This is a genomic window from Shewanella sp. SG41-3, assembly GCF_014164545.1.
Lineage (GTDB): Bacteria > Pseudomonadota > Gammaproteobacteria > Enterobacterales > Shewanellaceae > Shewanella > Shewanella vesiculosa.
In genome coordinates, this window is record NZ_JACJFJ010000001.1 from 180205 (window position 1) to 192990 (window position 12786).

Annotated in this window: 13 protein-coding genes; 7 read left to right on the top strand and 6 right to left on the bottom strand. The window is 42.4% G+C overall.

Features of this window, described 5'->3' with window-relative positions; genetic code table 11:
• Positions 1-16: 16 nt before the first annotated feature.
• From dnaG to rpsU, 3 genes are all read right to left on the bottom strand, one after another.
• Entirely contained in the window at positions 17-1744 is a 1728-nt protein-coding gene (gene dnaG / locus H5164_RS00835) for a DNA primase (RefSeq protein ID WP_182754292.1), read from the bottom strand.
• Between the two features lie 89 nt (positions 1745-1833).
• Positions 1834-2277, bottom strand: coding sequence for a GatB/YqeY domain-containing protein (locus H5164_RS00840; protein ID WP_124017052.1), 444 nt, complete (start codon positions 2275-2277; stop codon positions 1834-1836).
• A 7-nt stretch (positions 2278-2284) separates the two neighbouring features.
• Entirely contained in the window at positions 2285-2500 is a 216-nt protein-coding gene (gene rpsU / locus H5164_RS00845) for a 30S ribosomal protein S21 (protein ID WP_006080725.1), read from the bottom strand.
• A gap of 458 nt (positions 2501-2958) precedes the next feature.
• On the opposite strand from rpsU, the gene tsaD reads away from it, so the two are divergent.
• The gene (gene tsaD / locus H5164_RS00850; RefSeq protein WP_182698996.1) at positions 2959-3975 is read left to right on the top strand and encodes a tRNA (adenosine(37)-N6)-threonylcarbamoyltransferase complex transferase subunit TsaD; all 1017 of its coding nucleotides are present in this window, start codon (positions 2959-2961) and stop codon (positions 3973-3975) included.
• A 72-nt stretch (positions 3976-4047) separates the two neighbouring features.
• On the opposite strand, the gene plsY is transcribed toward tsaD, so the two are convergent.
• Complete coding sequence (gene plsY / locus H5164_RS00855; RefSeq protein ID WP_371697747.1) at positions 4048-4641, bottom strand: glycerol-3-phosphate 1-O-acyltransferase PlsY; 594 nt, start codon at positions 4639-4641, stop codon at positions 4048-4050.
• Positions 4642-4919: 278 nt separating this feature from the next.
• Between plsY and folB the strand changes: the two genes are divergently transcribed.
• The 4 genes from folB (at position 4920) to H5164_RS00875 (ending at position 7594) form a co-directional block, all read left to right on the top strand.
• Positions 4920-5273, top strand: a complete 354-nt coding sequence (folB, locus tag H5164_RS00860; protein WP_182722506.1) for a dihydroneopterin aldolase — start codon at positions 4920-4922, stop codon at positions 5271-5273.
• A gap of 38 nt (positions 5274-5311) precedes the next feature.
• The gene (gene folK / locus H5164_RS00865; protein WP_124017056.1) at positions 5312-5824 is read left to right on the top strand and encodes a 2-amino-4-hydroxy-6-hydroxymethyldihydropteridine diphosphokinase; all 513 of its coding nucleotides are present in this window, start codon (positions 5312-5314) and stop codon (positions 5822-5824) included.
• A 38-nt stretch (positions 5825-5862) separates the two neighbouring features.
• On the top strand, positions 5863-6663 hold the full coding sequence (locus H5164_RS00870; protein WP_124017057.1) for an undecaprenyl-diphosphate phosphatase: 801 nt from the start codon (positions 5863-5865) through the stop codon (positions 6661-6663).
• An 88-nt stretch (positions 6664-6751) separates the two neighbouring features.
• Positions 6752-7594 carry a putative RNA methyltransferase gene (locus H5164_RS00875; RefSeq protein ID WP_182754298.1) on the top strand — a complete coding sequence of 281 codons (843 nt, stop codon included), beginning with the start codon at positions 6752-6754 and terminating at the stop codon, positions 7592-7594.
• Between the two features lie 343 nt (positions 7595-7937).
• On the opposite strand, the gene H5164_RS00880 is transcribed toward H5164_RS00875, so the two are convergent.
• Complete coding sequence (locus H5164_RS00880) at positions 7938-8204, bottom strand: Lpp/OprI family alanine-zipper lipoprotein (protein ID WP_124017059.1); 267 nt, start codon at positions 8202-8204, stop codon at positions 7938-7940.
• Positions 8205-8484: 280 nt separating this feature from the next.
• Positions 8485-9717, bottom strand: coding sequence for a multifunctional CCA addition/repair protein (locus tag H5164_RS00885; protein WP_182754301.1), 1233 nt, complete (start codon positions 9715-9717; stop codon positions 8485-8487).
• A gap of 130 nt (positions 9718-9847) precedes the next feature.
• Here H5164_RS00885 and H5164_RS00890 point away from each other — a divergent pair, with 130 nt between their 5' ends.
• Together H5164_RS00890 and H5164_RS00895 are read left to right on the top strand one after the other, a co-directional pair.
• Positions 9848-11521: an ExeA family protein gene (locus H5164_RS00890; RefSeq protein ID WP_182754304.1), complete on the top strand. Its 1674-nt coding sequence runs from the start codon at positions 9848-9850 to the stop codon at positions 11519-11521.
• Complete coding sequence (locus tag H5164_RS00895) at positions 11521-12633, top strand: general secretion pathway protein GspB (protein WP_182754307.1); 1113 nt, start codon at positions 11521-11523, stop codon at positions 12631-12633. The genes H5164_RS00890 and H5164_RS00895 overlap by 1 nt, the downstream gene beginning before the upstream one ends.
• The last annotated feature ends 153 nt before the right edge of the window (positions 12634-12786 follow it).

Consider the following 12786-nt stretch of genomic DNA (forward strand, 5'->3'; position numbering starts at 1 on the left):
ACGAATAAGCTGCGAACTACTTCGCTATGCCTTTCATTATAGAAATCAGCTTAGTTAGCTGTATTTTTTCAACTTTCGTTAAAGCCTGTTTCAGGCTTAACTCCTGATATCGTTGTTCAATATATTGGTTGTTTAACCAAATCAGGGTTTGTTTAAACTCTGGCAGTACGTTTTCATCCGCCACTTGATGATCCCATTGGGCTAGCTTAATTAGAGTGCTTTTTTGGTCATGCTCTCTATGCATTTCAAGTAGTTGTGCGCTGTTTAACGTTTGCTCTCGAGTTATATCTAACAAATGATTGAGCAATTCTATGCCGGTCATTTGTAATCGATTTAGTGCTGGCTGTTTTGCCAAACCAAAGCCTAAGCTGGGGGTTTGGACTAGGAGGGCAATGGCCAATCTTAATGGCGTGCCGCGACCTTGTAAGCCTTTAGCATTTAATGGTTTTACTTTTTTTACCGTAAAACCTAATTTTTTCTTTAAATCATCGGCACTGTTCATGCCTAACTTATGGGCTAAATTTTCTAACAATAAATTCTGTAGGACGGTATCTTGTACCTTTTCAGTTAGCGCAATGGCTTGCTTGGCTAATGCCCCTTTGTCTGTCCCGTGGTTAGCACTCAATGTGTCAAATAAAAACTCGGGCAGTAACATGGCTTGTTGCATTAAGGCTTCAAAGGCCTCTTTGCCAATTTTGCGTACCATAGTGTCTGGGTCTTCACCTTGCGGCAGAAACATAAACTTGACCTGGTCACCTGGTTTTAACAGTGGTAGTGCTGTTTCTAGTGCGCGCCAAGCGGCTTCTCGGCCGGCGCGATCACCGTCATAACAACAAATCACTTGCTTTGCACTACGCACTAAAAGCTGAAATTGTTCAGCTGTAGTCGAGGTACCTAAGGATGCGACGGCATAATCAACCCCAAACTGGGCGAGGGCGACAACATCCATATATCCTTCAACAATTAATACATGCTGAGGGTCACGGTGCTTTTGTTTTAGCTCATATAAACCATAAAGTTCATTACCCTTATGAAATATGGGCGTTTCTGGAGAATTCAAGTACTTTGGGGTACCGTCACCCAAAACTCTTCCACCAAATCCAACCACACGACCACGACGATCGCGTATTGGGAACATTAATCTGTCGCGAAAACGGTCATAGCGTTTACCGCTATCATTGGCAATTAACATGCCTGCTGTCAGTAATTTATCTTGGGCGGGCACATTTTGCCTGTAACGCCCCAGTAAACCATCCCAACCATCGGGAGCAAACCCAATGCCGAACTGCTCAACAACTTCAGTCGATAATCCGCGAAACTCAAGATAGTCGATAACTTTCTGTTTGTCTGTGTGCTGCCTCAACTGGCTTTGATAGAAGAGGTTGGCTTCTTCCATCAGTTCGTATAAATCTCGACTTAATCCTTGATCAGGTCTTTTTCCTGTGCCTTGCTCTCGTGGTACTGCAAGACCAAGTTGACCGGCAATTTCTTCAATGGCATCAACAAATTCTAGGCGATCATATTCCATGACAAAATCAATAGCATTGCCATGGGCACCGCAGCCAAAACAGTGGTAAAACTGTTTGTCTCTACTGACGGTAAAAGAGGGTGATTTTTCGCTATGAAAAGGACAACAAGCCGAATGGTTCTTACCGGCTTTTTTCAACGGCACTTTACGATCGATTAGATCGACTATGTCTACTCGAGCTATTAGCTCATTGATAAAATCACGAGGTATCGCCATTGATTGCTGTTGTTCTCGAATTTACTTTATCAACTGATTTAAACAAACAAGCCGTGCAAGTGCACGGCTTATTCAACATTAAAAATTGATTACTTCAATTTAGCGCGGATCATTGTACCAATGGCACTCATATCTGCACGGCCTTGAACTTTAGATTTTAATGCTCCCATTACTTTACCCATATCCGCCATGGTTCCAGCACCAACCTCAATAATTGTTGCATCGATAATCGCTGCAACTTCATCTTCGGTTAGCGGCGTAGGCAAGAAGTTTTCGATTACTCGAATTTCTTCTGCTTCTGCCTCTGCCAACTCCGGACGATTCGCTGCTTCATATTGAGCAATCGAATCGCGGCGTTGTTTAACCATCTTGGTTAATACAGCTATTGTCTGTTCATCAGTCAGTGTTTCGCGGGTATCCACTTCAATCTGTTTGATGGCAGAAAGAGCCATACGAATTGTTCCTAGGCGCACTTTTTCTTTAGCGCGCATAGCATCTTTCATTTGGTCTTTTAGCTGTTCGGTTAAGTTCATAATGAGATTAATATAAACGTACGCGACGTGCGTTTTCGCGAGAAAGCTTCTTAGCTAGACGCTTAACTGCAGCTGCTTTTGCACGCTTACGGGCAGTAGTTGGCTTCTCGTAAAATTCACGAGCACGCACGTCAGCTAGAATACCTGCTTTTTCACAAGAGCGCTTGAAACGACGAAGAGCTACGTCGAATGGTTCGTTTTCACGTACTTTAATAATTGGCATACGCCATCACCCCTTAGGTGTAGTTATGCTGGATGACTAAATCGACTAAACTTTTTTAGTGATTTAACTCAAACCAAAGGCTATTTAAAATGGTGCGGAATTTTACACCGAGCGGTGACCATTTGTAAACCCCCTGACTTGATTTTCTCTTTAGGGAGCGGCTCATCGTGCTATTTTGTGATAGTGAATCAAAATGCGGTCATCTTGGATAACTGCGCCGCATCTGCCTTAGTCTCAGAGCAGTATGGTCTGCGTTAAATAAAGCGCATCATGATTAGCGAAATTATCGTCACCTAATGGTTAAATTGAGCATTAGGTTTGTATAAAACAAGCTTATAACTGGGATTTGTTAACCGAAACTCTTATTCATCTTCCGTGTTATTTAATTCTGAAATATTGGAGTATTGACGCAGAGACGGGTAGAATTGGCGGCCTTATTTTAATGAAGACGAGAGATTATGCGCGTTATTGGTATTGAGACATCCTGCGATGAAACTGGGATAGCAGTCTATGATGATAAATTAGGCTTAATGTCACATGTGCTGTATAGCCAAGTTAAATTGCACGCCGACTATGGTGGTGTTGTGCCTGAGCTTGCCTCTCGTGATCATGTTCGTAAAATAGTGCCTTTAATCAAACAGGCCTTAGCGCAAGCTAATTCGAGCTTAAATGATATCGACGGCGTAGCGTACACTAAAGGTCCTGGCCTCATTGGTGCCTTACTTGTAGGAGCCTGTGTAGGGCGATCGTTAGCTTATGCTTGGAACAAACCTGCTGTTGGTGTACATCACATGGAAGGGCATTTACTGGCGCCTATGTTAGAAGATGATGCGCCAGAATTTCCTTTCATAGCTTTGCTAGTCTCTGGTGGTCATTCAATGTTGGTACAAGTTGAAGGCATTGGTCGTTATCAAGTGTTAGGCGAGTCTGTAGATGATGCGGCCGGTGAAGCTTTTGATAAAACAGCCAAGTTAATGGGATTAGATTATCCTGGCGGCCCTCGCTTAGCCAAGTTAGCTCAAAAAGGCTTATCAGTAGGCTATAAGTTTCCGCGCCCAATGACCGATAGACCTGGGTTAGATTTTAGTTTTTCAGGCTTAAAAACATTTACCGCAAACACGATTGCTAAAGAGCCTAACGATCCGCAGACTCGTGCCAATATTGCCCGTGCTTTTGAAGAAGCCGTTGTTGATACTTTAGCGATTAAATGTAAACGAGCTTTAAAGCAGACAGGTTATAAGCGATTAGTGATCGCTGGCGGTGTGAGTGCGAACACTCGTTTACGTGAATCATTAGCCGAAATGATGACTAATCTAGGTGGGCAGGTATATTATCCTCGCGGAGAGTTTTGTACTGATAATGGTGCCATGATTGCTTATGCTGGATTACAGCGCTTACGTGCTGGACACACTGAAGGACTCGCGGTTAAAGGCCAACCAAGGTGGCCTTTGGATACCTTACCTGCAGTCGATTAATCGATGAGTTTATGCGATTGGTAGCTTAGTCTAGCAAGTGATTCTACGATTGCTATTAATGAAAACCTGATACTATTTGGCATCGGGTTTTTTAATGGATTTTTTTCGTGAGACTTTGCTTTCTTCACCGTGACGCAAACGGCCAATATTGTCTTTGTGACGAATTAAAATTAGCGTTGATAGCATAGCGACAGGAAGGATGAAGCGTTCATCTAACCACCAAGTGTAAAAAGGCGCTAAGGTGGCCGTTGCCATAGCGGCCACAGATGAATAGCGCGTTAACAGCACAAATACAATCCAAGTCAGGATTAGGCAAAGGGCTAAATCTCCACCAATGGGAGCCATTGCACCAAAAGCGGTCGCGACACCTTTACCGCCTTTAAAACCAAAAAAGATTGGCAATATATGCCCTAAGCAGGCGCTGACAGCAATGAAGCCTAATGATGCCGCATCAAGTCCCATTTTATAGCCAAGGTAAGAGGGCGCGGCGCCTTTGAGCATATCAAAAAATAATACTAATACTGCCGAACTGACTCCACCGATGCGAAGCACATTAGTGGCCCCAGGATTGCCGGAACCGCTGGTTCTTGGATCGGGTAAACCTCTTATTTTACAAACCAGTATGGCACTTGAGATCGAACCCGCTAGGTAGGCGGCAATGATCATCAACACGGTGACAGTAACGGCGTTCAAATTGGTTTCCTTACTCTTCTTAGGGTATCATCGCGCATTGATTTGTTGGGCAAGTGATTTTCAGTATCCTCTGAAGCCACCTTTGCGTTAACATTAACCATTTCGTTGATATTAATTGCACAATAGCGCCTATCCTACTGCTTTAACTGATTAGGAAAAAGCTTAAATGTGGATTATTAAGCATATAATCGATAATTAAGTTTGATTAGGATGTTCTTGAAAGTTTTTATGTCGATTAAGGTAGGAATTATATGGATAAAGTACTCATCCGTCAGCTAGCGATAGAGACCATAATTGGTATCTATGAGTGGGAAAAAAAGATCCATCAAACATTACTTATCGATTTAGATATGGCATGGGACAATCGTCTTGCCGCTGCTAGTGATAGTTACGAAAATGCTTTGTGTTATGAAACCGTATCGAATCGTTTAACCGCACTGATCACTGAAAATCCGATTGAGTTGATTGAAACTGTCGCTGAAATGATTGCCCATTGTTTGCAACAAGAGTTCAATGTGCCTTGGGTTAAAGTGGTCGTGATGAAGCCCGGGGCAATACCTCATGCGGTTTCTGTTGGTGTTGAGATTGAACGCGGTAACATTTAAGTGTTATTTTATTTTTTCGTTTAGCATTAGGTCAGTCAATGGCACGTATTTACATTAGCTTGGGCACCAATATTTCTCCTGAGCAACATCTTAAAGCCGGTTTGGTTGATTTACAGCAATATTTTGGCCCATTACAATTATCACGCGTATATGAGAGTGAATCGGTTGGCTTCAAAGGCACTAATTTTTTAAACATGGTTGCCGCTGCTGATACTGAATTATCGATTGCACAGGTTGTGGCAACGTTTAAGAAAATTGAGCAAGACAACGGCCGTATCAGAGGTGAGAAAAAATTTAGCCCTAGAAGCCTTGATATTGATTTGCTGCTCTATGACGATGTGATTTGTAACATTCCGGTAGAACTTCCCCGCGGCGAAATTTTGTTTAATGCCTTTGTTTTATGGCCTTTAGCTGAAATTGCCCCTGAGTTACCCCATCCGGTCACGCTACAGACCTATGGTGCGCTTTGGCAAGACTATGACAAGCAACGCCAGCAGTTATGGCCTATTACCTTCGAGTTCCCAGCCGAATTATTACCCGTTAAATATTAATTATTCATCAATAAGTTAATTTCTTACAAAGGAAAGATATGGACACGTTACAAGTTATTTTGCTGGCATTAATCCAAGGGCTGACTGAGTTTTTGCCGATTTCTAGCTCGGCACATTTAATTTTACCGTCGCAAATTTTAGGTTGGGCTGATCAAGGATTATCATTTGATGTTGCGGTAAATACTGGCTCTTTATTTGCGGTAGTGATTTATTTCCGTCATGAGATAGTGGCACTGGCTAAAGCTTGGTTTATCAGTTTAGTCGCTAAGCAACAAACGCAAGAAAGTAAACTCGCTTGGTGGATTATTTTAGCCACGATACCTGCGGTTATTGTTGGCTTTACCGCCAAAGATTTTATAGAAACCCATTTTAGAAATACCTTAGTCATCGCTATCACAACAATCGTGTTTGGTCTGTTGCTGTGGTTGGCCGATAGAATGTCGAAAGCGCAGTTAAACGAATTTCAAATGGGCTGGAAAAAAGCGTTGCTTATTGGTTTAGCTCAAGCGATGGCATTAATCCCTGGGACCTCACGTTCAGGCGCTACCATGACAGCCGCACTGATGTTAGGGCTGACCCGTGAAGCTGCTGCACGATTTTCATTTCTGATGTCTGTGCCGGTAAGTTTTGGGGCAGCGTTATTGGTGACCAAAGACTTAGTGACTAGCCCAGCACCTATCGATTACCAAGCGCTTGGTTTAGGTATTGTTGTATCCTTTGTTGCAGCCTATTTATGTATTCATTTCTTTTTAAAGTTTATTAGCAAAATAGGCATGACACCGTTTGTATTATACCGACTGGTTCTTGGTGCGGTATTGCTTGGATTACTCTATCTTTAGGTAAGCATCTAAGCGACCTTTGTTTGCAAAACGGGTTGGTATCAACCCGTTTTGTTTTATGCTCTTTTAATTAACTATCAGTGTAATTATGACGTTATCTTTATTATGTCCAGTGTGTTCTGCTCCACTCAAGCAACATCAAGCTTCATCGGGATTTTATTGCGACAATAAACATCATTTTGATAAGCATTCTAATGGCTATTGGCCACTACTGAGCAACACTAAGGCTAAGTCTAAGCCACAAGTGGAGTCTCGCCAGCAAATGCGCGGACGACATTTTTTATTAGAGTCAGGTTTGTTTGCACCGCTAATTAAGCAACTCCAAACCGTGTTGTTGGATTTGTGTACCTCACGTGGTGAAACCCAATTACAGCATATCGATTACCAGTGTGCCGATGGCTTCTATTTACGTCAGCTTGTTCCAGCTGTAGCTGAAGCAAATGTGTCATGTGAGCATTGGGGAATTACCGATGCTGAAAATGCTATTTTCGCAGCCGCTAAAGCTGAAACACCAGCTAATTTATTATTGTTAGCATTAAAAAAATTACCCTTTGACGCGCAATCAATCGACATTGTCACAGTACTTGATTCACCTCTAAAAGGTAAAGAGTGCATTCGAATTTTAAAAGATGATGGACGTATTGTGCTTTTACAGCCGGGTGTTCGCCATTTATGGCAGATAAAACAACAAGTTTATCCCGACTTAGTTGAGAAGCCGCTTCAACTCAATTTACCCAACGATGTTGAAATTGAATCGCAGCAACAAGTTGTATTCGTTCAATCTGTTACTGGTGAGCAGGCATTAACATTACTTGATATGTCGGTCTTTGGATGGCGTGCAAATGATCAGCTAAAGCATCAAGTGAAATCGACTGCGATTGCCGATTTAGAGTTTAATTGGCAAATTTTAGTCCTAAAAAAACGTCTATAAATGGTCGAAAAGGTAACGAGCGAGAAGGCTGATAAGCGATAATGACAACAATGTGCTGAGAGCGTTAAAGGGCTAGGGCGCTTAGTGGTTAGGCGCTATAAGTGCTAATGCGAGGGTTTGGAATAGATTGCTTTCAAAGGCTAAATGGTTGAAGGCGATATAGATTAAATCGTAAAAAAATTGCTGTCGAGAAGACGTCGGTGTTTAGATTTTTCGCTTGATACCTCATTTTAAATAAGCACAAATAATTAAGGCTTGATGTTGAAATACTACAAAGTAGTGGAATCAACAATCAAGCCCTAATAATCAACCTATTAAATAAGCTAATTTTTAATAGCAGTTCTTACTTTTTGTAAGAAGAAGCCATGTTGTCTAAACGGTCATTAGCACGTTTAGCTTCGGCTTGTGCGTCCATAGAAGCAGCTTTAGCGCCTTTAACATCGGCAGATAGCTTGCTTTGCTCAGACTTTAAAGAACCAACTTCTGCTGATAGTTGATCAACTTTGTTACCTAGGTTTGCTACGCTTTCTTCTAAAGCAGTAGTGTTAGCACAACCACCTAATAAAGCAGTCATCGCAACACCAGCAATCATCAGTACTTTCTTGTTCATGGGTAAATCCCTTAATATATAGGTTGTTAAATAGTGCAACGGCATGTGCCTTTGCAACGGCGTAATTATGTCACAGATTTTTTAATTTGCTATAGGCAAACTTAACATTGTTTAATTAAAATAGCGAAATAAAAGAAAATTGCAAGCTGGCTGGGCAAAAAGCATCATTATTTATCGATTTTATATAAATCTTAGTGATTTATTGCTTATTCTCCGCTAAAAATTGCATTTTTCCGCTTTTTTACATAAAAACCTAAATAGACGATTACTGATGTAACTATTATTGTTCAATTCTTTGTTTTATATAACTATTAACTGTTTCTGAGCGCGTTAGTTGAAGTTGGCTTTTAATTTGCGATCCTTGGTAACCCGCGCTAATAATTGATTGCACATCTACGTTGCTGGCCAACTCATAGCAATGTTGTAAAAATTCAGCTTGCGGATAGCTTGCTTGTTCAAATCCAGTTCGTCCTCTTATGTCGCCATGACAACATAATAAAAGCTCTGTTAACCGTTGCGGTTTACGCCAGAAATCACCTTTATCAAACAGTTTAACGATGGTTTCAGCCCTCAGTTCAAAAGCATTATGAATATTCTGATGTTGATCGCTGACCAATAGGGCTAAATCACGGTATTCATTAGGCACGCGTATTCGTTGGCAAAGTGCTTTAATGATGCTTAAGCCTTTTTGGCCGTGACCATGATGTTTCGGCCACTCTTGTTTTGGGGTTAACCCCTTGCCCACATCATGTACTAATGCTGCAAAGCGGACCGCTTTATTACTGCTTAGTAGGCTGGTTTGCTCCAGAACCATCAGCGTATGGACGCCGGTGTCTATTTCTGGGTGCCACTTTACTGGTTGGGGGACGCCAAATAACGCATCAATTTCTGGAAATAACACAGTTAATGCTTGGCATTGCTTTAAAACGGCGAAAAATATTTGCGGACTTTGGCTGCTTAATGCTTTATCGCATTCCTGCCATACGCGTTCTGGCGTGAGGTGCTCTAATTCTCCACTATTGGCGATATCGGTCATCAACTGTAAGGTTTCAGCTGCAATGGTAAAACCTAAGTGATGAAATCGAGCCGCAAATCGGGCCACTCGCAATACGCGCAAGGGATCTTCAATAAAGGCGTCGGATACATGGCGCAGTACTTTGGCGTGGATATCATCAATGCCATGGTAGGGATCATAGAGTTTACCTTCGCTATCTTGTGCAATGGCATTAATGGTTAAATCGCGGCGCAGTAAGTCATCAGCAAGAGTGACATCTTTATTAGCATCGCAGCTGAACCCTTGGTAACCCTTACCTGTTTTACGCTCTGTTCTCGCCAGTGCATATTCTTGTTGAGTTTTTGGGTGTAAGAAAACCGGAAAGTCCTTTCCAACTTGCTGATAGCCTTGAGCCAACATTTCGTCAATACTGCTGCCAACGACCACATAGTCTTTGTCGACAACAGTTTGTTTAAGAAGTGTATCGCGCACGGCCCCGCCGACTAAATAAATCTTCATGGCGTACCACAACGTGTAATAATAAGTTGCTTAAATCTTATCAGAGTTAGATTTTTACGGCTAACTTTTGACAAGCTGTTGCACAAGCATTAACGTGAGCCGTCAGTTTCAAATAAGGATTTTTGGTCGAATGTATAAAGCCTTCTATGGATTAAACGATAATCCATTCTCAATTGCGCCTAACCCTCATTATATGTTCTTGAGCGATCGTCATCGCGAAGCGCTGGCACACTTAACTTACGGGTTAGGTGAAACAGGTGGATTTGTATTGTTGACGGGGGAAGTTGGTACAGGGAAAACTACCGTTTCACGTTGTTTATTACAACAAATACCGGAAAATACAGATACGGCATTTATTCTTAATCCATCACTTACCGAGTTAGAGCTTTTGGCGACATTGTGTGATGAGTTGGAAATTAAGTATGGCGAAAATCCGACCTTAAAACAGCTGACCGATCTCATCAGTACTTACTTACTCACTAATCATAAAAATGCCCGTAATACCGTACTGATTATTGATGAGGCGCAGCATTTGCGTTCTGAGGTGTTAGAGCAGTTGCGTTTGCTGACTAACCTTGAAACCAATACCAAAAAACTGTTGCAGGTCATTTTGATTGGCCAACCAGAGTTACAGCAACTGTTAAAACGCCAAGATCTTCGCCAGTTAGCACAGCGGATCACCGCTCGTTACCATCTATTACCATTGAATAAAGATGAAATTGGCTTATATGTTCTGCACCGTTTACAAGTAGCGGGTCGGCACGAGCCTTTATTTACCCGTAAAGCGATAGCCGCGTTACATAAGCACTCTGGCGGTATTCCACGCTTGACTAACTTATTATGTGAACGAGCGCTAATGGCTGGTTATGGTCAAGCTAAGGTGCCGATTGATCACAAGATGGTTAATCAAGCCGCCGTTGAAGTGTTAGGTGATATTGATGCTCCTAGCGATAAGCGTTGGCCATTTGTTGCAGCAACAGCGCTGGTATTGGCATTTGGTTTGTCGTTTTATCTGTTTAATCGCTCGGCTAATGACGATAGCCTTAACTCCAATACAGCATTAGCTAGCAATCAAACGCAGCAGTCTGTTAATCCGCCAGCGTTAGCCACTATTCCTAGTGCCACAAATCAATCTATTACAGCATCGACATCGCAACTACAAACCAGCCCGCCAGTTGTTAACGCGCAGCAACAGATTTTGCGTCAAGCTATGTTACAAAGCAGTAGCATTGATAATGCTTTTGCCGGGTTATTTGGTTTATGGAATAAACAGCCTATCATTGGTTTATCTGCCTGCCAGGCTGCGCAGCAACAAGATTTAGCCTGTTACCAGCAACAAGGTAATTGGTACAGTATTATGCGGTTAAATTATCCTGCTGTGGTGTATTTGCAAGATGCTCAGGCAAATGTGTTTTATGGGGTGATTGTAGAGCGCCAAGTGGAGCAAATTTTATTGCAATTGGGCGAGCAACAATTCTGGGTCAACAAAGATTGGTTTGATCGTCATTTTAGCGGTACCTTCGAAATTCTATGGCAACCAGACGGTGTATTACCCCGTGAAATCGGTCAGTCTTCGAGTTTGGCGCAAGTACAGTGGTTAGAAAATAGCTTAGCGTCAGTCAATAAACGCCGAGCACGCTTACTGACGCAATTCGATGGTGAATTAGAACAGCAATTAATGCAATTTCAGCGTCAGCATGGCCTAAAGCCTGATGGTATTGCTGGCAATCAAACCTTAGTACAACTGAACTTATATTTAAGCCAGCAAGGCCCGCGTTTGAGTGCATCTTCGGAGCGCAGTTAATGTCAATTTTATTAGACGCTGTTAACCGTAAAAAGCAGCAACAAGAAAATATTGTTGATGTTATTTTAACGCCCAGAGCCAATTATTCTCCGCCGCCGAAAATATCAGCCAACACCCGAAAATTCACTCTGCTGGCGTTATCTATTGCGTTTGGTGTTGGTGCGGCTTGGAGCATGAGTTTGTTGCTACATCCTGCAGTGCCTAGTGTGCAAACTGTTGCCTTACCCGTTGAGCGTTACAATGCACCGTTAGCCGTGGCTGATACCGTGGCTGTAGCCCCGTCAACCCTATCTGCTGATGCGGTAGCTGCTAATGGATCTCGTGAGCTGCCACGCGGTAATCAGAGTGCCATAGATCAAGGCCATGATGGAGTGCGATTAGCCGGTAAAGTGGCTTTGCCTATTGCGCAACCTCTTGTTCAAAATAGTTATCAATCCTTGGGTACTTTGCAGCGTAATGTTGAGAACACTGCTGCTGAACCTATGGAGTCAGGTTATCAATCGGCATCAGATAATGAAGCGCGTAATCAGGATTGGGGTCGTAATGACGATGCTCAGGCAATGGCTCAACAAACTGACGATCAACCCCATCAAGTGTCGGGACGCAGTGCGTCTTCTAATCTGACGAATAATGCCGAACCTATTATATTAGGCGCCAATGCGAATCGACGTGGGCAAGCTGAACTAGAAGCATTAAGGCTGCAAGTTAATGCTGCGGCTGAAGAGGTCGATTTTGCTTCGGTAAAAGAGCCCTCAATTGATGAGCGCAATAACTTGTTAGCCGCATTTCAAACCGCGCTAAAAGATGTTGAATATGAGCAGTCTGCAAATCAGCAAGTGACGCAGGAAAAGCTCGATCCTATTCCTCGACCTACCAATCTACAAATTCCTAAATATGGTGATTTACCTGCTAGCGTACAGTTACAAGTGCCTGAGTTTAATATTAATGCCCATGTATATTCATCTGAACCAAACAATCGTTGGCTAAATGTCGATGGTGTTGAGTTACAGCAGGGCGATATGATTCAGAATAAGCTTACCATTGTTGAGATAAGGCCTAGGGATATAGTGTTAGAAATTAACGGTGAACAATTTAGAGTGCCGGCTATTTAGATGCTGCTTTAGCACAAGTATTTCAATCTCGGTTTACCATACTTACCTCAACAAACCTATCGCAACTTCGTTATATAGTTTGTTAGTCTCAATCGATAAATAACACTAAGGCGCTTATTGCGCCTTAGTGTTATAGGTTGAATTAACTCGCCA

What these genes read in the sequence shown, in the direction of transcription:
- plsY (WP_371697747.1), bottom strand. Translation starts at nt 4,641, where the DNA reads ATGATCATTGCCGCCTACCTAGCGGGTTCGATCTCAAGTGCCATACTG.
- folK (WP_124017056.1), top strand. Translation starts at nt 5,312, where the DNA reads ATGGCACGTATTTACATTAGCTTGGGCACCAATATTTCTCCTGAGCAA.
- H5164_RS00875 (WP_182754298.1), top strand. Translation starts at nt 6,752, where the DNA reads ATGACGTTATCTTTATTATGTCCAGTGTGTTCTGCTCCACTCAAGCAA.
- rpsU (WP_006080725.1), bottom strand. Translation starts at nt 2,500, where the DNA reads ATGCCAATTATTAAAGTACGTGAAAACGAACCATTCGACGTAGCTCTT.
- H5164_RS00840 (WP_124017052.1), bottom strand. Translation starts at nt 2,277, where the DNA reads ATGAACTTAACCGAACAGCTAAAAGACCAAATGAAAGATGCTATGCGC.
- folB (WP_182722506.1), top strand. Translation starts at nt 4,920, where the DNA reads ATGGATAAAGTACTCATCCGTCAGCTAGCGATAGAGACCATAATTGGT.
- H5164_RS00895 (WP_182754307.1), top strand. Translation starts at nt 11,521, where the DNA reads ATGTCAATTTTATTAGACGCTGTTAACCGTAAAAAGCAGCAACAAGAA.
- H5164_RS00870 (WP_124017057.1), top strand. Translation starts at nt 5,863, where the DNA reads ATGGACACGTTACAAGTTATTTTGCTGGCATTAATCCAAGGGCTGACT.
- H5164_RS00885 (WP_182754301.1), bottom strand. Translation starts at nt 9,717, where the DNA reads ATGAAGATTTATTTAGTCGGCGGGGCCGTGCGCGATACACTTCTTAAA.
- dnaG (WP_182754292.1), bottom strand. Translation starts at nt 1,744, where the DNA reads ATGGCGATACCTCGTGATTTTATCAATGAGCTAATAGCTCGAGTAGAC.
- H5164_RS00880 (WP_124017059.1), bottom strand. Translation starts at nt 8,204, where the DNA reads ATGAACAAGAAAGTACTGATGATTGCTGGTGTTGCGATGACTGCTTTA.
- H5164_RS00890 (WP_182754304.1), top strand. Translation starts at nt 9,848, where the DNA reads ATGTATAAAGCCTTCTATGGATTAAACGATAATCCATTCTCAATTGCG.
- tsaD (WP_182698996.1), top strand. Translation starts at nt 2,959, where the DNA reads ATGCGCGTTATTGGTATTGAGACATCCTGCGATGAAACTGGGATAGCA.